21 protein-coding genes are annotated in these 20982 nt (G+C 58.8%); 5 read left to right on the plus strand and 16 right to left on the minus strand.

Going from position 1 to position 20982, the window contains the following annotated elements; translation table 11 throughout:
• Positions 1 to 41: 41 nt before the first annotated feature.
• Positions 42 to 1139, plus strand: coding sequence for an alkene reductase (locus GBCGDNIH1_RS23160; protein ID WP_043454509.1), 1098 nt, complete (start codon positions 42 to 44; stop codon positions 1137 to 1139).
• 28 nt (positions 1140 to 1167) lie between these two features.
• On the opposite strand, the gene GBCGDNIH1_RS23165 is transcribed toward GBCGDNIH1_RS23160, so the two are convergent.
• The 7 genes from GBCGDNIH1_RS23165 to GBCGDNIH1_RS23195 form a co-directional block, all read right to left on the minus strand.
• A complete protein-coding gene (locus tag GBCGDNIH1_RS23165; RefSeq protein ID WP_025318465.1) occupies positions 1168 to 2670 on the minus strand; it encodes an efflux transporter outer membrane subunit in 1503 nt (500 codons plus the stop codon).
• The gene (locus GBCGDNIH1_RS23170) at positions 2667 to 3587 is read right to left on the minus strand and encodes an efflux RND transporter periplasmic adaptor subunit (RefSeq protein ID WP_011632831.1); all 921 of its coding nucleotides are present in this window, start codon (positions 3585 to 3587) and stop codon (positions 2667 to 2669) included. Before GBCGDNIH1_RS23170 ends, GBCGDNIH1_RS23165 begins: the two co-directional genes overlap by 4 nt.
• Before the next feature lie 15 nt (positions 3588 to 3602).
• A complete protein-coding gene (locus GBCGDNIH1_RS23175) occupies positions 3603 to 3797 on the minus strand; it encodes a DUF1656 domain-containing protein (protein WP_011632832.1) in 195 nt (64 codons plus the stop codon).
• Complete coding sequence (locus GBCGDNIH1_RS23180; RefSeq protein ID WP_011632833.1) at positions 3794 to 5815, minus strand: FUSC family protein; 2022 nt, start codon at positions 5813 to 5815, stop codon at positions 3794 to 3796. The genes GBCGDNIH1_RS23175 and GBCGDNIH1_RS23180 overlap by 4 nt, the downstream gene beginning before the upstream one ends.
• A 7-nt stretch (positions 5816 to 5822) precedes the next feature.
• Entirely contained in the window at positions 5823 to 6299 is a 477-nt protein-coding gene (locus GBCGDNIH1_RS23185) for a MarR family winged helix-turn-helix transcriptional regulator (RefSeq protein WP_011632834.1), read from the minus strand.
• Between the two features lie 123 nt (positions 6300 to 6422).
• Positions 6423 to 7745, minus strand: a complete 1323-nt coding sequence (locus tag GBCGDNIH1_RS23190) for an ammonium transporter (protein WP_043453141.1) — start codon at positions 7743 to 7745, stop codon at positions 6423 to 6425.
• Between the two features lie 183 nt (positions 7746 to 7928).
• Positions 7929 to 8267 (minus strand): P-II family nitrogen regulator, encoded by a 339-nt coding sequence (locus GBCGDNIH1_RS23195; RefSeq protein ID WP_025287441.1) that lies wholly within the window; start codon positions 8265 to 8267, stop codon positions 7929 to 7931.
• A 264-nt stretch (positions 8268 to 8531) separates the two neighbouring features.
• Here GBCGDNIH1_RS23195 and GBCGDNIH1_RS23200 point away from each other — a divergent pair, with 264 nt between their 5' ends.
• Positions 8532 to 9797 carry a UbiH/UbiF/VisC/COQ6 family ubiquinone biosynthesis hydroxylase gene (locus tag GBCGDNIH1_RS23200; protein WP_011632837.1) on the plus strand — a complete coding sequence of 422 codons (1266 nt, stop codon included), beginning with the start codon at positions 8532 to 8534 and terminating at the stop codon, positions 9795 to 9797.
• Between the two features lie 27 nt (positions 9798 to 9824).
• On the opposite strand, the gene GBCGDNIH1_RS23205 is transcribed toward GBCGDNIH1_RS23200, so the two are convergent.
• A complete protein-coding gene (locus GBCGDNIH1_RS23205; protein WP_025287443.1) occupies positions 9825 to 10106 on the minus strand; it encodes a hypothetical protein in 282 nt (93 codons plus the stop codon).
• Positions 10107 to 10413: 307 nt separating this feature from the next.
• Here GBCGDNIH1_RS23205 and GBCGDNIH1_RS23210 point away from each other — a divergent pair, with 307 nt between their 5' ends.
• The 3 genes from GBCGDNIH1_RS23210 to rpe all read left to right on the plus strand — a co-directional run bounded on the left by GBCGDNIH1_RS23210 (position 10414) and on the right by rpe (position 13001).
• Complete coding sequence (locus GBCGDNIH1_RS23210; protein ID WP_025318461.1) at positions 10414 to 11289, plus strand: phosphoribulokinase; 876 nt, start codon at positions 10414 to 10416, stop codon at positions 11287 to 11289.
• Positions 11290 to 11382: 93 nt separating this feature from the next.
• The gene (locus tag GBCGDNIH1_RS23215) at positions 11383 to 12288 is read left to right on the plus strand and encodes an AAA family ATPase (protein ID WP_196768591.1); all 906 of its coding nucleotides are present in this window, start codon (positions 11383 to 11385) and stop codon (positions 12286 to 12288) included.
• Positions 12289 to 12326: 38 nt separating this feature from the next.
• Entirely contained in the window at positions 12327 to 13001 is a 675-nt protein-coding gene (rpe, locus tag GBCGDNIH1_RS23220; protein ID WP_011632841.1) for a ribulose-phosphate 3-epimerase, read from the plus strand.
• Positions 13002 to 13012: 11 nt separating this feature from the next.
• Here rpe and dnaQ read toward each other — a convergent pair whose 3' ends face one another.
• From dnaQ to GBCGDNIH1_RS23260, 8 genes are all read right to left on the minus strand, one after another.
• Positions 13013 to 13690 carry a DNA polymerase III subunit epsilon gene (dnaQ, locus tag GBCGDNIH1_RS23225; RefSeq protein WP_011632842.1) on the minus strand — a complete coding sequence of 226 codons (678 nt, stop codon included), beginning with the start codon at positions 13688 to 13690 and terminating at the stop codon, positions 13013 to 13015.
• Between the two features lie 12 nt (positions 13691 to 13702).
• Positions 13703 to 14344: a dephospho-CoA kinase gene (gene coaE / locus GBCGDNIH1_RS23230; RefSeq protein ID WP_011632843.1), complete on the minus strand. Its 642-nt coding sequence runs from the start codon at positions 14342 to 14344 to the stop codon at positions 13703 to 13705.
• A gap of 22 nt (positions 14345 to 14366) precedes the next feature.
• Positions 14367 to 15221, minus strand: a complete 855-nt coding sequence (locus GBCGDNIH1_RS23235) for a shikimate dehydrogenase (RefSeq protein WP_043453145.1) — start codon at positions 15219 to 15221, stop codon at positions 14367 to 14369.
• A gap of 30 nt (positions 15222 to 15251) precedes the next feature.
• Positions 15252 to 16523, minus strand: coding sequence for an MFS transporter (locus GBCGDNIH1_RS23240; RefSeq protein WP_011632845.1), 1272 nt, complete (start codon positions 16521 to 16523; stop codon positions 15252 to 15254).
• 20 nt (positions 16524 to 16543) lie between these two features.
• Positions 16544 to 17245 carry a PRC-barrel domain-containing protein gene (locus tag GBCGDNIH1_RS23245; protein ID WP_157692033.1) on the minus strand — a complete coding sequence of 234 codons (702 nt, stop codon included), beginning with the start codon at positions 17243 to 17245 and terminating at the stop codon, positions 16544 to 16546.
• Positions 17246 to 17404: 159 nt separating this feature from the next.
• Positions 17405 to 18661 carry an arsenic transporter gene (locus GBCGDNIH1_RS23250; protein WP_043453147.1) on the minus strand — a complete coding sequence of 419 codons (1257 nt, stop codon included), beginning with the start codon at positions 18659 to 18661 and terminating at the stop codon, positions 17405 to 17407.
• On the minus strand, positions 18661 to 19950 hold the full coding sequence (locus GBCGDNIH1_RS23255) for an MFS transporter (protein WP_095206543.1): 1290 nt from the start codon (positions 19948 to 19950) through the stop codon (positions 18661 to 18663). Before GBCGDNIH1_RS23255 ends, GBCGDNIH1_RS23250 begins: the two co-directional genes overlap by 1 nt.
• Before the next feature lie 85 nt (positions 19951 to 20035).
• Positions 20036 to 20899, minus strand: coding sequence for a YihY/virulence factor BrkB family protein (locus GBCGDNIH1_RS23260; protein ID WP_011632849.1), 864 nt, complete (start codon positions 20897 to 20899; stop codon positions 20036 to 20038).
• Between the last annotated feature and the right edge of the window lie 83 nt (positions 20900 to 20982).

Below are 20982 nucleotides of genomic sequence, written 5' to 3' on the forward strand. Positions count from 1 at the left end.
GGCGCAGGCATTTTTTTCATGATCCGGAAGGATTTTTATCTATGTCGTCCACAACCCTTTTCTCTGCTGGCCAGATTGGTGCCATACCGGTTGCAAACCGCGTTGCCATGGCTCCCCTGACACGCGCCCGTGCAGGCATGGACGGGGTGCATACGCCACTCGCAATCGCTTACTATCGCCAACGCGCCTCCGCCGGTTTGATCATCAGCGAAGCCACCAATATTTCGCGGCAGGGACGCGGTTATGCCTTCACGCCCGGGATATATACCGATGCCCATGTCGCCGCCTGGCGTCCGGTTGTCGATGCCGTGCATGAAGCAGGGGGGCGTATCGTTTTGCAGCTATGGCATGTCGGACGAATTTCCCACACCAGCCTGCAGGAAAACGGACAACCCCCTGTCGCGCCTTCCGCCATTCAGGCCGGGCAGACGACATTCACCGAATCTGGTCCAGCCCGTCCCTCCATGCCCCGTGCGCTGCATATCGATGAAATTCCCGGCATCATCGATGATTATCGCAATGCTGCACGCCGTGCCAAAGACGCCGGCTTTGATGGCGTGGAAGTGCATTCCGCCAATTGCTATCTGCTGGAACAATTCATCCGCGACAGCACCAATCATCGCGACGACGCCTATGGTGGCTCGATCGAAAACAGAACCCGCCTGTCTTTCGAAGTCACACAGGCCGTTGCCGAAATATGGGGTGCAGACCGCGTCGGCATCCGTCTGTCTCCCATGACACATTCCGCAGGAGATACTCCGCTCGACAGCACGCCGGCGGAAACATACGGATTTCTGGCAGAGCGGCTCGGCACGTTGGGTCTGGCCTACCTGCACTGCATCGAAGGCAATACGCGTGAGACAAATGCCAAAGATGCTTTCGACTATCAGTCTCTGCATCGTGCGTTCGGGGGGGCCTATATCGCCAACAACAGTTATGATCGCGATCTGGCACTGGATGCAGTTGCATCCGGGCGGGCCGACATGGTGGCATTCGGGCGCCCCTTTATCGCCAATCCTGATCTGGTGGAACGGCTCCATCGCAATACACCGCTCGCCACAGCCTCTCAGGACGTTTTCTACGGTGGCGGCGCAGAAGGATACACGGATTTCCCGGCCATGACCGGTACCGGAGACTGACGGAGCAGCCTCATACTCTTTTTGAGTCTTAGTTCCGGGCTTTTTCTTCCTTGACCGGATTGTCCATTCCCAGCGGCAATCCGGTTCTTTGGAGTAAACGGGTTTCAATCTTCGGATCGTTGAAGGTCACGTTCTGCCAACCACCACCCAGCGCCTTGTAAAGCTGGATCGTATTACGGATACGGTCGAGTTTGCTGATGGCAACAGCATCTTCTGCGGCCAGTGCAGAACGCTGCGCATCCAGTACCCTCATATAGCCGGTCAAACCGTGTTCATAGAGAGTCCGGGACTGAGCAAGTGCCTTCTGGCTCTGGGCCTGCGCCTCCAGCAGATTTTTATCCCGCTCCTGTGCTGTGGAGAAATTGACCAGCGCATCCTCGACCTCACGCAGCGCGATCAGCACCGACTCCTCATACGTGATCCGCGCCGCTTCAGCTTCGGCCTGGGCTGCCGTCAGGCGGGCATGACGACGGCCGCCGTCAAACAAAGGCTGTGCAATGCCGACACCCATCATCCAGGTCATACTCGCCGCACTGAACAACTGGTGCAGTGTCGAGCTCATCGGCTGCACCACAATCGGGATCATGAAACGCGGATAAAGCTGTGCCTTTGCAACACCCACCTGGGCAAGGGCCATTGCGTAGTCCCGCTCCACCCGCCTGAGATCAGGGCGATCAGCGATTACCTGCGCCGGCAGCAGAACCGGCAAGGCAGGCGGCACCGGCAGAACAGGGGTAGGTTGCAACAGCTCGGCCTCCAGCGTGCCGCCGGGAGGCTTGCCAATCAGCACACCGATCGCATGCGCAGCCATGGCAATCATCGCATGCAAAGGTGGCTCGGTTGCCTTGATCGTCTCCAGCTCCGCCCGGGCCTGTGACAGATCGAGGGTTGAGCGTATCCCCTGACCGACCTCTTTGGATACCAGATCAACAATATGCTGTGCGGTAACTTCGTTTTTCCGCACGATCTCCAGCCGGAGCTGACTGGCCCGCAACACTGCATACTGGCTTGCCAGCTCGGAAATCAGGCTGACCAATATGGCACGTCTGCCCTCCACCAGCGCATCGGCACTGGCATTGGCAGCCTCCACCATCCGTCTTGTACCTCCGAAAATATCCAGCTCCCAACTGGAATCGAAAGTCGTATCCCAGTAACGGTACGCAATCTGCGGCAGGCCAGGCCATTGCATCGTACCTGAATATCCACGACTTTGCTTGGTAGCACTGAGATTGATCTGGGGATACCAACCAGCCACCGCATTTTCCCGCTCCGCACGGGCCATGATGATGCGTTGCTGGGCAATGGCCAGACTCAGATTGTTGCCAATAGCATCATCAACCAGCCGATCCAGCACCGGATCATCAAATGAGCGCCACCATTCTGCCAGGCTGATACGATCCCGCGATGTCGCGTGCTCGTGCTTTTCCGTCCAGTCAGGCGGGATATCGGTTTTTGGTTTTCTGAAATCAGGACCGACTGTGCAAGCAGAAAAAAATACTGCAAGGCTCAGGGGAAAAACGACTGATCTCACAGACGATCTTCCAACCACTGAACGGCACGTCCGGCAGCACTGTAGTCCTGATCAGCCTCATTGCCGAGTGCCACAGAGCAGGTCATACCAGCTGCCAGCGTAATTGATTTCGGAACCTTATCAATGTGAATCCTGACCGGAATACGTTGCGCCAGACGGACCCAGGTGAACACGGGGTCCACATCCGGCAAACCAAGATTATCCAGGGACTGATTCTTGTCGTTGATGCCACGACCAATACTGTCGACGTGACCGGAAAGAAGCTCTGAATATCCCATCAGCTTGATACGCGCAGGATCACCAGCCTTGATATGATGGAGCTTTGTTTCTTCAAAATAGCCATAAATATAGAAGCTGTCGGCATCAATCATTGCGAGCAAAGCATGGCCCGCCGTTGCATAATCCCCAACCCGCAGCTGAAGATTCGTCACATAGCCATTGACCGGCGCATACAGAACCGACCGCTCAAGATTGAGCTTTGCAACATCCAGATCGGCTTTTGCTTTTTCCACTGCTGCTGCTGATACGGCGGCCGTGGTACGGAACTGTTCCTGTTCTTCAGGGGAAACAATCCCTGTCAGGCCCTGCCGCCTTTTTACATCCGCCTGATTGTTCCGATACCGCGCCTGAGCACTGTCCAGCGCAGCCTGAGCTTGCGCGATGGCCAGACGGAAACGGATCGGGTCGAGTTCGAACAGCACATCACCCTTATGCACAAACTGATTGTCTCTGACGGCGACCCTGGTCACATATCCCGGCACTTCGGGACCTACGGAAACGACATAAGCGCGAACACGCCCATCGCGTGTCCAGGGTGCCAGCATGTAGACATGCCACAGCATCGCGCCCAGCCATAGTGCCACACCGACCATTACAAGCGTGATCATAATGCGAACGGCGTATTTCAGAAATCGCATGATCAGGACTTAATCCTATGCGTAAAGAACAAGCAGGGACAGGATCGACACATACACCGCCAGCTCAAAAAGCGGTGGGTGCCAGATGAATTGCAACAGCCCCGTCAATCGCCAGAAACTGCGCAGGATCGCAAACAGCACCAGTGCCATCACGCCGTAAACACTAATGGGGGCCACCAGAACACCCCAGATATTGACTTCATGAATCATGACTGTGAAACTTGCCTGCCCCCTTCCAGCAAAAGCAAATGAAGCTCGGCCAGAGAGGCCGCAGTCCGGAGCAACTGCGGATCATGCACACCGGCTGCTACCACCTCCCTGCATGCATGGTCAGCAAACTCGGCAGCACGCTGCGGCTGACGACGCAGGACGGCCAGCAGCCTTTGCACGGCAGGACGGGCGGAAACCGGAACAATGCCATGCTCGATAGCATGCCTGATCTTGAATATCTCCCTCCCTGTCAGCACCAGTGCAGCCGATCCCCGGCCTATCCGCCGCCGCTCCGGTCCTGCGGGAGGTAACCGGGCGGAAATGCGCATCAGTTTCTGGTATTGCGGATATTCCCATGTCAGGTTGGAGGCCGGCATTTTTTTACGGGCAGCATCCGATACTCCTCTCCATAGGGACAGGGTAGCCAGCCGAATGGACATCTCGAAACTGGGCGGCACCAAAATCATAAAGGCTATATTGGCCGCCAGAGCACCAATAATGCTGCTGAAGACAGAATTCAGAAATCCTGTCAGGTTATAATGAATGGGATTGGCAATCGGGCTCAGCACGGCATAAAACAGCATGATCGACATTGCGAGCGCGGGATTTCGTCCGCTTGCCTGCATATAGCCACATAATATCACTATGGGCATATAGGCCATCAGCAGCAGTGGAAATCCGTCCATATGCACCAGAATGCCATAGACCAGCACGAATGACAGGACACTGGCGATCAACGTACCTTGCAGGAACGCTTTCATCATCCCCGAGGGATTATCACCCGTTGCCGCCAGAGCAACGATAATCGCGGTCATCACGATTGCGCTGCCCCCGCTGGGCCATTCGGTATAGATCCAGAATAATCCCAACAATTCAGCAGCCAGAAACGCCCGCAATCCACTGCGCAGAGCAGTCACATGATCACGCCACAGCGGTAGCCTGACCCGGCGAATTTTCTGCACCCGCGGATCGGCAAGCCGTGCCATCATCCGCAACTGCCGTGCAGCGTCATCAAGAAGATTGACCAGCCCGAGCGATTTCAGACACTGCGTATGATTGGCAAAGTGCCGCAGCTCCACATGCATGTGGGAGGATGCGGCAACCAGGTGTCGCAGCTCCTGAACATTGTCTGGTATGTGCTGAATCAGATTTGACAATATCCGGCGCAAACGGGCTGCAGCCTCTGCGGTCTGCGGATCAGCCGACAATGCCTGCAACCTCTCCCCGATCCGCATGCTGCTTGCCGTCACGGATGTCATGAGACCGAATAGCTGCCGGAACGCATTGGCGCGACGGGCAACCTCACTGCTCTCCGCCGCCCCGAACTCGACCGCCTGATCGTAGGAGGCAATGCGGAACAGCAGGCGACGACGCGTATCTAAAATCTTTTCTTCAGAGGCCCCATCCCTGACCATCGTCAGTAATTCCGACAGATCCCGCAGGGACTGCATGGAATCTGCTTGAAGCTTATTCTCAGAAGTAGCCGGCTGAAGCAGCATCGTCACCAATGCACTGCATACAATCCCCAGTGACACCACGGACAGCCGGTCCAACGCGACACTGAAAATCGTATCCGGATGGGCCAGCACGTCGCCGAAGCCTATCAAGGCGATGGTATATCCTGCCAGCGCCGCACTATAAGCACGAAAATAGCGCAGAAGGTTGGAGATATAGCTGCAACATCCCGTCCAGACAGCAAAAGCCGACAGATACAGCAAAGGCGACTGCACAAACAGCGCAACCGCCATGATACTCGCTACACAGCCAAGGATCGTCCCCAGAAAACGCCACAGGCTTTTGGAAAGAATGGCCCCCCGCATCGGGCTTGCGACAATGATCGTCGTGACAAGGGCAGAAGAAGGATTCTGAAGCTGTAGAAAATAGGCGCAATACAGGGCAAGCGATCCACTCAGGGCCAGCCTCAGCGCATAAAAAAAGGCCGCTGATCTCAGAAACCCCGGCAGCCAGGCTCCCATGTCAAACCCATCCTGACCGGCTGTATGCGATGCTACCGGCATGACCGTCTCAGCCCTCTGTCACTTGCGGGAGACCGGCCGCCACATCCCACATCCTGTCTTCTGTCAAAACCTGTTCCAGATCAGAAAGGGTCTTTATGCAGGCAGTCAACTGCTCTGGCTCTATCAGCGCCATCAGGGCCTGGTCGGTCCTGCAACAGATGATCAGGACCTGATCCAGGACGCGCCTTCCCTCCGCCGTCATGCGCAGGAGTTTGGATCGGCGATCTGCCGGATCTTCATAGCGTTCGATCAGGGATTGCCCTTCCAACAGATCGAGCAAGCGCACCAGAGAGGGGCTTTCTATATCCAGCATGCGTGCGAGTTCGACCTGACGTACCCCATCCCCGGCCCGGCCCAGATAAAAGAGCGGGCGCCAGCTTGCTTCGGTCAGTCCGAAATGGCTTACATTCCGCGTGATCTCACGCCGCCACGCAGTGGTGACACGATGCATCAGGCGGCAGAATTCTCCGGGTGGAATATCCATGGCAGTTCATTAGAATACTATTTTTTAGAAGGCTATGAATATTATAATCTACTGACCACAAAAAAAGGGGGAAGCTGAAGCTTCCCCCGGAAAGTCGACATGATGAACGAGGTTTAAAGACGGTCAGCCCAGACGTTCGCCATGCAGCGTGACATCGAGACCTTCGACTTCCTCTTCCTGCGTTACGCGCAGGCCGATGACGACATCAATGATCTTGAGCAGGATGAAAGTCATCACGCCGCTCCAGACCAGAGTGATGCCAACCGCCTTGGCCTGAATGATCAGCTGCGGAATCCCCCCGACTACACCGGCGGGAGAGGCATCGGTCGCAGAAAGCGGACCGTAAGCGAAAATACCGGTCAGCAGAGCGCCGGTAATACCGCCGATACCATGGACGCCCCAGGCATCAAGACTGTCATCATAGCCGAGCATGTGCTTCAGGCTGGTCGCACCCCAGAAGCAGATGGCACCGGCGATCAGACCGATCAGCACAGCCGGTCCAGGCAGCACGAAACCGGCTGCCGGGGTGATAGCGACCAGACCAGCCACGGCACCGGAAAGTGCACCCAGCACGGTCGGTTTGCCACGGACCATCCATTCCACCACGATCCAGCCAATCGCCGCACCGGCAGCACCCAGCTGGGTAGCGACAGCCGCCATCGCCGCACGACCACCGGCACTGCCGGCAGAACCGGCATTGAAGCCGAACCAGCCCACCCACAGCAGGGAGGCACCGATCAGAGCATAGGACAGGTCATGCGGTGACATATCATCCCGGCCATAGCCATAACGCTTGCCGAGCACGAGGGCACAGACCAGACCGGCCACCCCGGCATTGATATGCACGACTGTGCCGCCGGCGAAGTCAGCGGCCCCCATACCGGCCAGCCAGCCATTCGACGCCCAGACCCAGTGTGCGACGGGGCTGTAGACGATCAGCGACCACAGGACGATGAACACCAGATAGGCGCTGAACTTCATACGATCAGCAAACGCACCGGCGATCAGCGCCGGCGTGATGATCGCGAAGGTCATCTGGAAGAACATGAAAAGAGATTCCGGGATCGTCATGCCCGCCATAGGCGCATCACTGCCCTTGACGATATGGTCGGCAATGCCGTTCAGCAGGAAGCGGGACATGTCGCCGACATAGGCATTGCCCGTCCCGAAAGCGAGGCTGTAGCCAGCCACCATCCATACGATGGACAGTACAGCGGCCGCGGAAAAGGCCTGCATCATCGTCGCCAGAATGTTCTTCTTGCGCACCATGCCGGCATAGAACAGGCCAAGGCCGGGAACGGTCATCATCAGCACGATCACACTGCTGATCAGCATCCACGCGGTATCACCGCTGTCGATCTTCGGCGTATCGGCCCAGGCGGGCATGGCCGCGAAAAGCGGCAGCGCCGCAGCGGCAGCACCCAGCCCCAGCTTGCGGCTCCCCATCTTGCGGCTTGGTAACCGCGCCTGTGCCCGGCAGTTTTCCGGGCAAGGAAGATCAGCTTTCATTCTTTGGTGTCCCCCAATGAAACACATACGCTGCGCATGTACGGGCTCAGCATTCTTTGCATCCCCGCCACGTGGCGCTTTTTGACCGTTCCCGGCCTTCAGTGATGTGACGAAACGGCTTTACAGCGCGTCCGCATCCAGTTCCCCGGTGCGGATGCGAACGGCGCGTTCGATATCGAGAACAAAAATCTTGCCGTCACCGATCTTACCGGTATTCGCCGCTTTCATGATGGCTTCGACCACCTGCTCGGCAAGGCTGGCCGGAACAGCAACCTCAATCTTTACCTTCGGCAGAAAACTGACGTGATATTCTGCCCCACGATAGATTTCAGTCTGGCCTTTCTGACGGCCAAATCCCTTGACCTCCGTCACGGTCAGCCCCTGCACACCCAGCGGCGTCAGTGCTTCCCGCACATCGTCAAGCTTGAAGGGCTTGATAACAGCCACAATCAGCTTCATCCCGGTGCTCTCCTTCCCTTTGGCGGAACGCCATTGCAATTTGCGGGGCGTGTCCCACACGGGCAGGCCCCGTGATGCACAACGCACCGCATGCGAAATCTGTATAATCAAAAACCGTGCCGGGACGTTTCATCCCTGCATTTACCGACGGATGAACCTATAATAATCAGAGAACTGCAACAGACTGCCCATTTTGTACGCAATTCAAGACCCTGATCGCTCGTTTTACGAACGATCCGGTTTGAACGGGAAACGATATATCTGATGGTCCACGCACTGCCTGACATCCCGCCTTCTTCTGAAAACACTTTGCTGGAAGCCGATCTCTGCATCGTAGGGGCGGGTCCGGTGGGTGGGACTCTCGCCTGTCGGCTGGCGGCTGCGGGGCTGCGTGTTGCGATCATCGATAAGGCATCCTTGCCGCCCATGGAGCATCCGGCCTTCGATGGCAGGGCCTATGCGATTGCTGCCGGGGTCAGGAATTTTCTGGCTGAGGCAGGCCTTTGGGATCTTCTGCCGGATATGCCCTGCCCCATTCACGGCATTCGTGTATCGGATGGCAAGGTTGGACGCCCGGCCTCACCGCTGCATCTGCATTTCGACCATGCGGAGACGGGACAGGACAGTACCAGCGATCAGGCTTTCGGCTGGATGGTGGAAGCCCGCGCCCTGCGCCGTGCGCTGAATCAGCGGCTGCATGATGACCCGTCGATTCATTTGTTTGCCCCTGCCGACTATGACATACAGCGCATGGAAGAAGGTGTGATCATCCATATCCACCAGCACGGCCAAACGCCCGTGCAGCTTCGCTGTGCCCTGGTCATCGCCGCGGAAGGACGACAAAGTCCGCTGCGGAAGGAAGCCGGTATCCGGGTCACGAAGCTGGGATATGACCAGATCGGCATGGTCTGCGCCGTGGCACATGAGCATCCGCACAACAACATTGCTCTGGAGCATTTTCTGCCCGGTGGCCCCTTCGCCCAACTGCCGATGACCGGTATTCCCGGTTCTCCCCATATTTCGGCCATCGTCTGGACCGAACGGGGCGCCGTTGCACAGCGTCTCGCCACATTGGACGATGCGCGTTACACGAAAGAATTACAGCGCCGGCTGGGTGATCATCTGGGGGAGATCAGGTTGCTGGGCCGCCGCTGGAGCTATCCGCTCAGCGCGCTGCATGCACATCGCTATTATGATACACGCCTGCTGCTGGTGGGCGACGCCGCTCACGGTATTCATCCGATTGCCGGGCAGGGCCTGAATCTCGGTTTCCGGGATGCGATGACACTGGCCGATCTGTTGATCGAGGCGCATCACACCGGGCAGGATATGGGGAATACGCGACTGCTCACCACCTATCAGGCGGCACGGCGCCCCGCCAATCTCGCCATGCTGCTGGCGACCGACGCGCTGGACCGGCTGTTCAGCACCGATCGCCGTTCTGTCAGACTGGCACGTGATCTCGGGATTGCGGCGGTACATCGCCTGCGCCCGCTGAAGCAATTTTTCATGCGTCAGGCGATGGGATAAGCACCCAGCCGAACAGCCGGCAAGCCTTCAGGAGGAACGCAGAGCCTCCAGCTCCTGCCGCAGTTCAGCGACACAGCGTTCCAACTCCTCAATCCGCTGCTCCATTCGTGTACGGAGCTGGCTGCGTGGTCCCTGAACCGTGAACCAGGAGCGGCCCCCACTCATGGCCGCCTCCCCACAGACGCGGGGGGACAAGGCCTCCGAGCTGGTCGTGGGCGCAGGAACCGCCGAAGCGGCGCGGGCACGCTCGGCTGTGCGGTCCGTCACATGTCTTGAACGGCCCGGGCGACCAGATGGCACAGTCGTCATCGCTTATCCTCCCTTCCCGTCTGCATTGGAGACGGATCGAATTATTTTCGCTTGTGGCGCGTTTGGGAAGAGATTTTTTCATCCTCACCCATAAAATCTTTCTGAAAATTTCTTTATGGAACCATAACAGGAAATAAATACCTCTTATGGGGAGGCTACTTTTGCGCCGTTCTGCGGCCAAAAACGGTCACAGGCCATGTTTTTTCAACAGCTTGTGACGAAGCCGCATTTACAGGAAGGTTGCGGCGACCGAGACTGTCCCTGTCCGGAGAGGTTTAAAACCCGTTATCCATGTCTGCCATCGCATATGTCTGAACGTCATCCCATCATTTCCGTCACCGGCTCCTCCGGTGCTGGCACGACCTCCGTGCGCAATATTTTCGACCATATTTTCCGTCGGGAAGGCATTCACGCGGCCTATGTCGAGGGGGATGCGTTCCACCGTTACGACAGGGATGAAATGAAGCGGCAGGCAGACCGCGCCATGCGCCAGGGCAACCCGCATTTCAGCCATTTCGGCCCGGACGCTAACCTGCTGAAACAGCTTGAAAACCTGTTTCACCAATATGGTACGACCGGGACAGGGCAGACCCGGCACTATATTCATGATTTCGATGAGGCCGCCCAGTTCGGCCAGCCCCCCGGCACATTTACGGAATGGGAGCCACTGCCGGAAGACACCGATCTGCTGTTCTATGAAGGGCTGCATGGCGCGCTGGTGTCGGATGGCGTCAATACAGCTGCCCCCGCCGACCTCAAGATCGGCGTTGTACCGGTTATCAATCTGGAATGGATCCAGAAAATTCACCGCGACCGCTCGGCCCGGAAATATTCCACCGACCAGGTCATGGAGACGATCCTGCGACGCATGCCGGATTACGTGCATTATATCTGCCCGCAATTCACGCACACGGACATCAACTTTCAGCGGGTACCAACAGTCGATACCTCCAACCCGTTCATCGCCCGCGCCATTCCAAGCGCCGATGAATCCATCGTGGTCATTCGGTTCCGCGACCCGCGCGGAATCGACTTTCCCTATTTATTGTCGATGATCGCAGGCAGCTCCATGTCGCGGGCCAATTCCATCACCATTCCCGGCACCAAGCTGGAACTGGCGATGCAGTTGATTCTGACACCGATCATCCTGCAACTGGTGGATCGGGGTCGACAGGCGCGTTAAGGCCGATTCCTGCAACAGGGGATTGCACTCAATGCCGCAAAGCTGTTGAAAAGGGCTGCCTGTTTCAAAGCCGGAGCAACCGCCATTTCATCCGTGTCCGATATCGAACCGATCATCGATCTACAAAAGGAACTGGAAAGCGCCGGGGTGAGGGAGGTGCTGGAGGCGCTCGATCATGAAATGATCGGGCTGGCGCCGGTGAAAAGTCGCCTGCGGGAAATCTGTGCTCTGCTGCTGGTCGATAACGTTCGTCGCCGCCACGGATTGATGAGCGAAGCACCGAGCCTGAACATGGCGTTTACCGGCAACCCCGGCACCGGCAAAACCACCGTCGCCGCCCGCATGGCGGGCGTGCTTTATCGTCTGGGTTTCACCAGCCGCGACCGTCTGGTCAGCGTGACACCGGATGATCTGCTGTCAGACACGATTGGTCAGACCGCCCAGAGAACCAAGGATGCCATCGCCCGTGCATCGGGTGGGGTCCTGCTGATCGACCAGGCGCATTTCTTGCTGCGGGGTGATAACGGGTTCGGACAGGAAGCGCTGGAAATCCTGTTACAGGTCATGGAGCGCCCGGAAGCCGATGTGGTGTTCATCCTGACCGGATACACCAGAGAAATGCAGCATCTGTATTCCAGCATGGCGGGCATCCGCAGCCGTATCGCCCATCATATCGAATTCCCCGATTATAATGAGGAAGAATTACTGGACATCGCCGAAGCAATGCTGATGCGCCAGAATTACCGTTTCAGCGACAGCGGACGGGAGGCCATGATCCGCTTCATCGCTCAACGACGGACAGAACCGTTCTTCGGCAACGGCCGCACCATCCGTAACGCGCTGGATATCGCCCGTCTGCGGCAAGCCAACCGTCTGGTTGCCATTGGCGGGCAGGTCACTCCAGCCCAGCTTCAGACCCTTGAAGCCCCGGACGTGCTGGGGGAACGGCTGTTTGCCCATCCTGCGCCTTCCCTCTCCGGATCCGATAACAGGGCCTGAGAACGCTTCCCTTCCTTCCAGCCGCCGGACCCATAACCATGACGACCACTTCTTCCGAGATCATCATCGCTCCCTCGATCCTGTCCGCCGATTTCGCCCGGCTCGGGGCCGAGGTGAGCGATGTCATCGATGCAGGTGCCGACTGGATTCATGTGGATGTGATGGACGGGCATTTCGTGCCGAACATCACGATCGGCCCCGCGGTGGTGCAGGCATTGCGGCCATTGACCGATCGCGTGCTGGATACACATCTGATGATCACCCCCGCGGATCCGTATCTGGAAGCCTTTGCCAAGGCAGGCTCCGACATCATCACCATCCATGCCGAAGCCGGTCCGCATGTGGATCGTTCGCTGGCCCATATCCGCCAGCTCGGCAAGCAGGCCGGGGTTGCGATCTGCCCCGGCACACCGGAAAGCGCCATTGAATACGTGCTGGACCGGCTAGACCTGATTCTGGTGATGACAGTCGAACCCGGCTTCGGGGGACAGAGCTTCATCCCGGCCATGGTCGAGAAAATCCGCCGCGTCCGCGCCATGATCGGCAACCGCCCGATCCGGCTGGAGGTTGATGGTGGCATCACCCCCGATACGATCCGCGCCTGTGTTGAGGCCGGTGCCGACACCTTCGTGGCCGGATCGGCGGTATTCAAGGGCAACCGCGATGCGTATGAAAACGCCATCACCGCCTTGCGGACCAACGCACGGGGCTGATCCGCGCAGCGTTACTCCATCCGCCAGACCGGGTCTTTCAGCCGGTCGATAAAGGCTTCATGGGCCGCCAGCGTTGCCTCATCCGGCATAATCGGACGCGGCACACGACTGGCCGAATGTTCATATTCCGCCACAGCGGCCGCACGCTCGGCCTCCGTCAGCCCCAGCCCGCGCTGACGGCCTCCGGTCAGTTCTATGTAGACCTCCGCCAGCAGCTTGCAGTCGAGCAACGCGTTATGGGTGGTGCGCTGGGACAGGTCGATGCTGAAGCGACGGCAGAGCGCATCCAGACTGTTCGGCATGCCCGGAAAACGGGCTTTTGCCATGACCAGCGTATCAATCATCCGGGCAGGATCGAGCTTCGGTTTCCCCAACCGCGCAAATTCCGCGTTCAGAAAGTTGAAGTCGAACGGTGCATTATGCGCAATCAAAGGATCACGACCGAAAAAAGCCAGCAGATCCTCCACGATATCAGCGAACAGAGGCTTTCCCCGCAGCATCTCCGCCGTAAAGCCATGCACCCGCGTCGCTTCCTCCGGCACGTCACGGCACGGATCGACCAGGGTATGGAAAGTGTTACCGGTCGGCAGATCATTGAACAGTTCCAGCGCGGCGATTTCCAGGATGCGATCCCCGGTGAGAGGGTCGAACCCGGTCGTCTCCGTATCGAACAGAACGGAACGGCTCATGTCCTGTTTCCTTCAATCATGCGCTTTCATCTTTCTCAGGACAGATAGCAACTGGCGACGGGTTTCATGGCGATTCAGCCCGGTACGAATGACATGATCAGCGCGTCGGCGACGCTCCTGATCCGGCATCTGACGCCGCAGCAAGGCCCGCACTTCCTCCGCACTCATGGCACACCGCGCCCGGATGCGGGCAATTTGCACAGGGGGGGGCGCTGTGACCACGATCACCGCATCACATAGCCGATCCCATCCGGCTTCGAACAGCAGGGGCACATCCAGCACCACGTGCCGTTTCTGCCGCCGCCGCGCCTGATGCAGAAAGTTGCGTGCCTGCCTCATCAGCAGCGGATGCATGATCGCTTCCAGTACTGAAAGCGCATCCGGAGAGGTCGAAACGATCCGCCGCAATACAGGCCGGTCCAGCACCCATCGGGCATGACCGGCGGCACTATCCTGCCGTACTGCCTGAGGAAACCGGGCGGCAATCGCCGGCAGGGCGGCGCCTCCCGCTGCCTGAAGCCGATGCACGGCAGCATCCGCATCGAAAACCGGTATTCCCATGCGGCGCATCATACAGGCAGCAGTCGATTTCCCGGCCCCCATACCGCCGGTCAGTCCTATCACCGTCATGCCCGTTGGCATGCCCATTGGCATATCAGCAGGCTTCCTCATCAGCCTAGCCGGCCAGCACCGCCGTGCGGAGCGCATCATCGACCTCCGGTTCCACGCCGAACCAGGACCGGAAACCCGGCCTCGCCTGATGCAGCAGCATGCCCAGCCCCTCAGCGACAGGCAATCCACGCAAACGGGCCGCATGCAGCAAGGGCGTTTCCAGCGGCGTATAAACGATATCCGCAACGGCCAGCCCGTCCGGCGCGCGTGACAGATCAATCTCCAGCGCCGGATGTCCCTCCATACCCGCCGCGGTGGTATTCACCACCAGCGCATGCTCTTTCAGCACGTCTTCCCGTCGGGACCACGGCACGGCAGAAACATTGGGCAGCAACGCCGCAAGTTCTGCCGCCGCCTCATCACGGCGGGCGCAGAGCGTCACTGGCACCCATGCACTCAGGGCCGCGGCAATCCCGCGTGCCGCACCCCCGGCACCGAACAGCAGCACCGGCCCGGCGGACGGATCGATACCGTGATCCCGCACATTGGCGATGAACCCGTCCCCGTCCGTATTACGGCCGATAATACGCTCATTCTCGAACACCAGCGTATTGACCGCACCGGCCAGAAGCGCCTGATCTTCCACCTCATCACACAGTGCAAGCGCCGCCTGCTTGTGAGGAATAGTGACATTGGCCCCGCGAAAACCACAGGCAACCAACCCCCGCACCGCGGTTTCAAACCGCTCCGGCGGCACGGCCAGCGGTACATAGGCTCCGTCAATGCGATAGCGCGCCAGCCAGTGACCATGCAGTTTCGGCGACCGGCTGTGCTGGACCGGCCAGCCGATCACACCGGCCAGACGGGCAGCTCCGCTCAGGCCGGAGCAGAGAGGGGCTGAAACAATCGAGGATGTCATTCCGTCAGAAACCATGCCTGCCGACCGCTTTCAAGCAACAGGTTTTGCAGAGGTCTGCGCATTGTTCCGTACCAGCTTTCCGGTTTCCGGCATGCCGAAACGTACCAGCGCCGCACCGGCGGCACCAGCCAGTGATAGCACAAGAAAGGCTGCCGACAGGCCAAACCGGTCAGAAACCGCTCCCGCCATTGTGGTGCTGATCGTAGCACCGACCCCTCCGGCCAGCCCCACCATTCCAACGCTGAGATTAAACCGCCCCGATCCATAGGTGATATCCGCCACGATCAACGGCATCAGCACACCGAACACGGCGGCACTCACCCCGTCCAGCATCTGAAGTGGCACGATAAACCAGTCATGGCTGATCCCGGCGAATAACAGGGCGCGGATGGGCAGTGCCAGAAATCCGATCAGCAGGACAGTCCGACGACCGATCCGGTCCGCCGCCCGTCCAACCCAAGGGGAAAACAGCGCCACTACGATCTGCGGTACCACGATACAGGCCGCAATGATCAGACTGGCATCAGGGCCACTGCGCTCCGTCGCCGCACCGCCGACCAGCGGTAACAAGGCAGCATTGGAAAGCTGAAACAAAGCCGAGCAAGCGGCGAAAATCAGCAACCGCCTGTCCGTGAACAGCACCCTCAACGGCACACCGGTTTTCTTTTGGGCAGCCTGTGCTCCATTCTCATGGTCCCGGGCGGGACGGATCATCAAAAGGGAGAACAAGGCAGGCAGGGTCAGCAATGCCGTCAGGATGAACACGGCGCGATTAGAGATATAGGTGCCAATCAGCCCCATCGCCCCCGCTGCCAGCCCGTTACCGATCGACCCCCAGCGGGCATTGCGCCCGAACCGCTCGCCGATCCGCGATGCAGGCACCAGCGCCAGCGACATTGCCGCAATCGCAGGCACCAGCATACAGGTGGCAAAACCATGCAGCACCTCGGCCAGCATAATCGGCAAGCGTCCGGGAAAAAACGCGAACAACAAGGCGCAAAAGGTCATTGCGATGGTCGGCAGGAAGGCAGCCAGCCGTTTCTGCGGCATGGCATCCACCGCCCATCCCCCCGGCAACTGGCTGAGCATCGAGGCAAAGGTACCGACACTCAATGCCAGCCCGATATCAGTCTGGGTCCAGCGATGGGATGCTAGATACACGGCGACGAACGGTCCGAACCCGGTCTGGAGATTGGCCACGAAAAAAACAAACAGATCCAGGCCGATCCGGCTGCGCCGATCTGCCGGAGAGGATGCTCCGGCAACCTCCCTGTTCTCGGAGATATGCTGAAAAACCGTCAAAAGATGCTGCTCTTGATCGTTCAGGGATGATCAGCTGCATCGCCCGTAGCAGGCGGTGGGGCCGCAGGCGATGTCTGGCCGGAACCATCGGAAGGATGCCCATCCTGAGGGGGAGACACGTCATTTTGGCCGGATGAATGATCTTTCTGTGCAGCAGGCGGGACGGTTTCACTGGGCGTCAGCACCGCCCCACCTTCACCATCCTTGTATTCCGGGGCGGACTTCAGCTCATCCGTCGTCATCTTCAACACGATGCTGCGCTGCGGATTATCCGGCGAAAAGGCAAGCTGCTTCCATTCAATGGCAATCCGCCGGTCTCCCACCCCCAGAAATCCGCCGACATCAATCAGAGCTGCGACAGGCACGCCTTTCGCGTCGACAATCACATCCGCCATACGGCCAATACTTTTGCCATCCGTGTCGTGCACCTCCTGCCCCAATACGCCCTGCGCCACTTTCGCGGGCACATGCCGGGTCGGCGCTTTCGGCATCACAAGGGCCTCCGGCGCAGGGGGCACCGGCTCTACAGGAGATAACACCAGCGCCTTCGGCTGCTCGGGCTGGGAATCGGGACGCGGCCACGGAGCAGAGGGCGAATCAACCTGACCGGAACCCGGCTGAGCTGTGGCAGCGGGTGCGGGTGTCGCATCCGGCGTCGTCTCCGCCCGGACGGGGCCGGCCTGCCACAGCAGCACCATCACCCCCATGATCGCAGCTTTCAAACCCTTCATCCCACCCTCGGACGACCTCAATTGACGATACCGGCCTGTGCGCCTTGCCGATCGCTTTTATCTGTTGAAGCAGGGTCTGGCCCGGATCGCAAATCCAGCCCGCTGCCATAACCCGCTGCCATCAGCACGGGTTTGTTGCCTCCGACAACGCTATCCAAGTGCCAGACGCAACCCGAGCGCCACCGACAGCATCGCAGGCATCACCACCAGCCCCACCCGCAGAAAGGCGCCGAATGTGACTTCCTCCCCCTCGCGCCGGATTGCGTTGAGCCAAAGCAGACTGGCCAGGGAACCGGTGATCGCCAGACTCGGCCCAAGATCGCCCCCGATCAGCAATGCATCGGAGATCAGCTGTGGCGGCTGAGCCTGCAATGCCGCCGTACCAGCGATCAGTCCGGCGGGCAGATTGTTGGTGACGTTGCTGATCAGGGCCAGCAACACAGATGAGATCATGGCCGTCGCCGATGTATTCGCCTGTGCTCCACGGCATAACAGATCAGCGATCGCTGCGACGGCTCCGATATGACCCAAGGCCTGCACCAGTACAAACAGCCCGGCGACCAGCAGAATGGCACTCCATGAGACATGCTTCAGAAAAGACAGGGGCGATGTGCCGGTGATGGCGGAAACCAGACCCATGCTTGCCAATCCCGCGATCAGGGTCGGCAGCCCCAGCGGCAGATCAAGCGCCGAGACCGTCACCAGCCCGAAAGCCGTCAGGATCAGGGCGCATAAAGCCGTCCGCCCGCCGGTCGATAAAGGCTCCTGCGGGACATTGCTTTCACTTTCAGCCTCGGCCAGCGTGCGGCGGAAAATAATATATAACCCGCCATATCCTGCCAGCACGGCCCCCAGAGCCGGCAGACCGAAAGAAGCCAGCCAGACCGACAATAACGGCATTGCGCCATTGAAAAACACCAGATTGGCGGGATTGGAAATCGGCAGCACGAAGCTCGCCGCGTTGGCCACCGTGACACAGCAGAACAACAGAGGCAACGGCCTGGCGCCCGCCCGCTTTGCCACCGCATAAACGGCGGGCGTCATCACCACCGCCGTCGCATCGTTGGAGAGAAAAGTCGTCACGATCACACCGGCGCCATACACCAGAGCAAACAACCTGACTGGTGATCCACGGGCATGATTGACGGCGTTGACGGCGATCCAGTCGAACACCCCTTCCCGCCGCGCCACTTCCGACAGCAGCATCATCCCGATCAGAAACCCGTAAACATCCGCCCCCCTGATCACGCCCTTCCCCACCTCAGACAGTGGCAGCAGACCCGTAACGGCGAGGATACATGCCCCCAGCAAGGCCCAGACTGCCTCCGGCAGGCGGAACGGTCGCACAACGATCCCTGCGGTCACTGCAACGCACAGGACCAGCGTAGCCCAAACAGAACCGTTCATCACAGGTGCCGGGTTTCAGGCATCAGCAGGGCGTACAGGACAAAGCCCAGTCCAGCCACACCAGCCAGCGAGAAAAACGCCACGGAATAACCGGCTTTGACGATAATCAGCCCCGCCACACCGGCACTCAGGGCAGCACCAATGCCCTGTGCCGTCGCCACGGCGCCCTGGCTGATATTGAACCGCCCGGTTCCCTTCGTCAGATCGGCTACCACCACCGGGAACAAGGCCCCGAATATCCCGGCGCCCACCCCATCCAGCAATTGCACCCCCAATAGCCACCATGGATTACCTGAAAGCGGATACAGCATCCCACGCAGCGCCAGAATACCGAATGCCAACAGAAAGATCGGGCGCGTGCCGATACGATCGACAAACCGCCCCACCAGCATCGCCACCGGCACCATCACCATCTGGGCGGCAACAATACAGGCTGCCGCCAGAGAGGTCGCCATATCCTTTCCGACCTCCCGCATCAGAAGCTGACTGACCGAGGTAAGCATGGCCGCATTGGCCAGATGGAACAAAAACACCAGCACGGCAAAGGTCATCAGGCCAGGATGATCCGCCAGAATCCGCCATAGGCCTGGCGATGCCTGATCCTTCAGAGCGGCCCCATCCATTCCATTGGCTTCCCCCCCGTTGGCCAGATCATTGTCTATATGCCGGTTATCAATCCTCAGCACCGTTACCAGTCCGGCAATGGCCAGTAGGCCCATCAGCCAGAACACCACGACCGGGCCGTAATGCCACGCCAGAAGCCCGGCAATTGCCGCCGAGACTGCATTCCCGAGATGATTGAAAGACTCGTTACGCCCGATCCGCCTGGCAAACCCATCCGTTCCCACCAGACCCAGCGTCATCGCCGCAATAACAGGGGCGAAAATCGCCCCCGCCACGGCGGCCATAGATTGGGTCAGCGTCACCAGCGGCAAACCGGACATAAAGGGCAGCAGCAAAGTGCTGAGCGTTACCAGCAAGATCGCGACAGCCAGCAGGCGGGGTTTGTTTCGACTGCGATCAACCAGTGCTCCGGCAGGGGTTTGCGCAACCAGCCCGACAACACCACTGATGGTCAGCACCAGCCCGACACTGGACTCGTCCCAGCGCCCGTCCCTGCCCGAAGCCGACAACAGGTACACGGCAAGGTAAGGCCCCAGACCATCCCGCACATCAGCAAGAAAAAAATTCAACTTGTCGAGAAGAGCAGATTCTCCCTGCTTTTGTCGACTGTCAGAGGGGGGCTGACCATCTGACAAGACTGGACTAACCGCTATCGTCCCGCTCATTGCGTCCATATCCAAAACCAATCCACCGCCTCACTCCCCCACTCATACCGGAAGCGCAAACGTCTGACTGAGTATCTGGATACACTCATTGTTCGGATTTTTTTGCGTCTGCCCGCAATTCAAGCACCCGATTCAACTCCGCACCCAGCAAAATCGCGTAAATAACGGACCAGAACCATATCATGGTGCCGACAACCGCGCTTAACGGCCCATAAGTGGCATCATAAAGCGCCAGCCGGGCAATATACAGGCTCACCAGCAGAGAAACGATGACAAACAGCAAGGATGCAACCACCGACCCTGCCGTCATCCAGCGCCATGTCACCTTCCTCCGACAGGGGCCATACCGATAAAGCAGAGATATCGAGAACAGCAGAAACAGCAGCAGCAGGCCTATGCCTCCTGTTCTGGTCAGATACTCCCTATATCCTGACATGCCGGTAAAGGAGAGAATGGCAGGCAGTGCCACCAGAAAAGCCAATGAGACAGCCCCCGCCAGCAGCGCTGCCAGTGTCATTAGCAATCCGATCACCTGGACACGCAGGAACGAGCGGCTTTCTTTTTCCTCATACGCAATGTTCAGGGCAGACATCATGGCTTTGATGCCGGTCGAGGACGACCAGAATGCAAAGCCCCCACTGAACAGAGCACCAAAACCAAGTGTCTTCCGAGGTTGAGCAACAAGCCAGTCGATCCGGTTTTCAACCAGCTCAAAGGCACCAGGGGGCAATAGTTCTGGCAGATGATCAAGTTGCGGCCTGATCGTGGCGGGATCGAGCAACAGACCATACACAAAAATCAACATGGTCATGGTCGGGAACAATGCCAGCGTGGCATAAAATGCGCAGCCAGCCGCGATCAGCGACATCTGGTCACCAATCATTTTGCGCCCTGTTCCAATCATAACAGTGCGCCAGTCACTCCAGAAAGCACGAGGCGGTCTTGTCACCTGGCCACTTCCATTCCCACCACATGATCCAGAGTGCTGCCGGATAGCAGATTTCTGGATCTTTTATGTATATCCTTCCTCCC

The organism is Granulibacter bethesdensis CGDNIH1 (assembly GCF_000014285.2).
Taxonomy (GTDB): domain Bacteria; phylum Pseudomonadota; class Alphaproteobacteria; order Acetobacterales; family Acetobacteraceae; genus Granulibacter; species Granulibacter bethesdensis.

What these genes read in the sequence shown, in the direction of transcription:
- GBCGDNIH1_RS23250 (WP_043453147.1), bottom strand. Translation starts at nt 18,661, where the DNA reads ATGAACGGTTCTGTTTGGGCTACGCTGGTCCTGTGCGTTGCAGTGACC.
- GBCGDNIH1_RS23185 (WP_011632834.1), bottom strand. Translation starts at nt 6,299, where the DNA reads ATGGATATTCCACCCGGAGAATTCTGCCGCCTGATGCATCGTGTCACC.
- GBCGDNIH1_RS23255 (WP_095206543.1), bottom strand. Translation starts at nt 19,950, where the DNA reads ATGAGCGGGACGATAGCGGTTAGTCCAGTCTTGTCAGATGGTCAGCCC.
- GBCGDNIH1_RS23205 (WP_025287443.1), bottom strand. Translation starts at nt 10,106, where the DNA reads ATGACGACTGTGCCATCTGGTCGCCCGGGCCGTTCAAGACATGTGACG.
- rpe (WP_011632841.1), top strand. Translation starts at nt 12,327, where the DNA reads ATGACGACCACTTCTTCCGAGATCATCATCGCTCCCTCGATCCTGTCC.
- coaE (WP_011632843.1), bottom strand. Translation starts at nt 14,344, where the DNA reads ATGCCAATGGGCATGCCAACGGGCATGACGGTGATAGGACTGACCGGC.
- GBCGDNIH1_RS23235 (WP_043453145.1), bottom strand. Translation starts at nt 15,221, where the DNA reads ATGACATCCTCGATTGTTTCAGCCCCTCTCTGCTCCGGCCTGAGCGGA.
- GBCGDNIH1_RS23210 (WP_025318461.1), top strand. Translation starts at nt 10,414, where the DNA reads ATGTCTGAACGTCATCCCATCATTTCCGTCACCGGCTCCTCCGGTGCT.
- GBCGDNIH1_RS23200 (WP_011632837.1), top strand. Translation starts at nt 8,532, where the DNA reads ATGGTCCACGCACTGCCTGACATCCCGCCTTCTTCTGAAAACACTTTG.
- GBCGDNIH1_RS23170 (WP_011632831.1), bottom strand. Translation starts at nt 3,587, where the DNA reads ATGCGATTTCTGAAATACGCCGTTCGCATTATGATCACGCTTGTAATG.
- GBCGDNIH1_RS23160 (WP_043454509.1), top strand. Translation starts at nt 42, where the DNA reads ATGTCGTCCACAACCCTTTTCTCTGCTGGCCAGATTGGTGCCATACCG.
- GBCGDNIH1_RS23175 (WP_011632832.1), bottom strand. Translation starts at nt 3,797, where the DNA reads ATGATTCATGAAGTCAATATCTGGGGTGTTCTGGTGGCCCCCATTAGT.
- GBCGDNIH1_RS23195 (WP_025287441.1), bottom strand. Translation starts at nt 8,267, where the DNA reads ATGAAGCTGATTGTGGCTGTTATCAAGCCCTTCAAGCTTGACGATGTG.
- GBCGDNIH1_RS23190 (WP_043453141.1), bottom strand. Translation starts at nt 7,745, where the DNA reads ATGGGGAGCCGCAAGCTGGGGCTGGGTGCTGCCGCTGCGGCGCTGCCG.
- GBCGDNIH1_RS23180 (WP_011632833.1), bottom strand. Translation starts at nt 5,815, where the DNA reads ATGCCGGTAGCATCGCATACAGCCGGTCAGGATGGGTTTGACATGGGA.
- dnaQ (WP_011632842.1), bottom strand. Translation starts at nt 13,690, where the DNA reads ATGAGCCGTTCCGTTCTGTTCGATACGGAGACGACCGGGTTCGACCCT.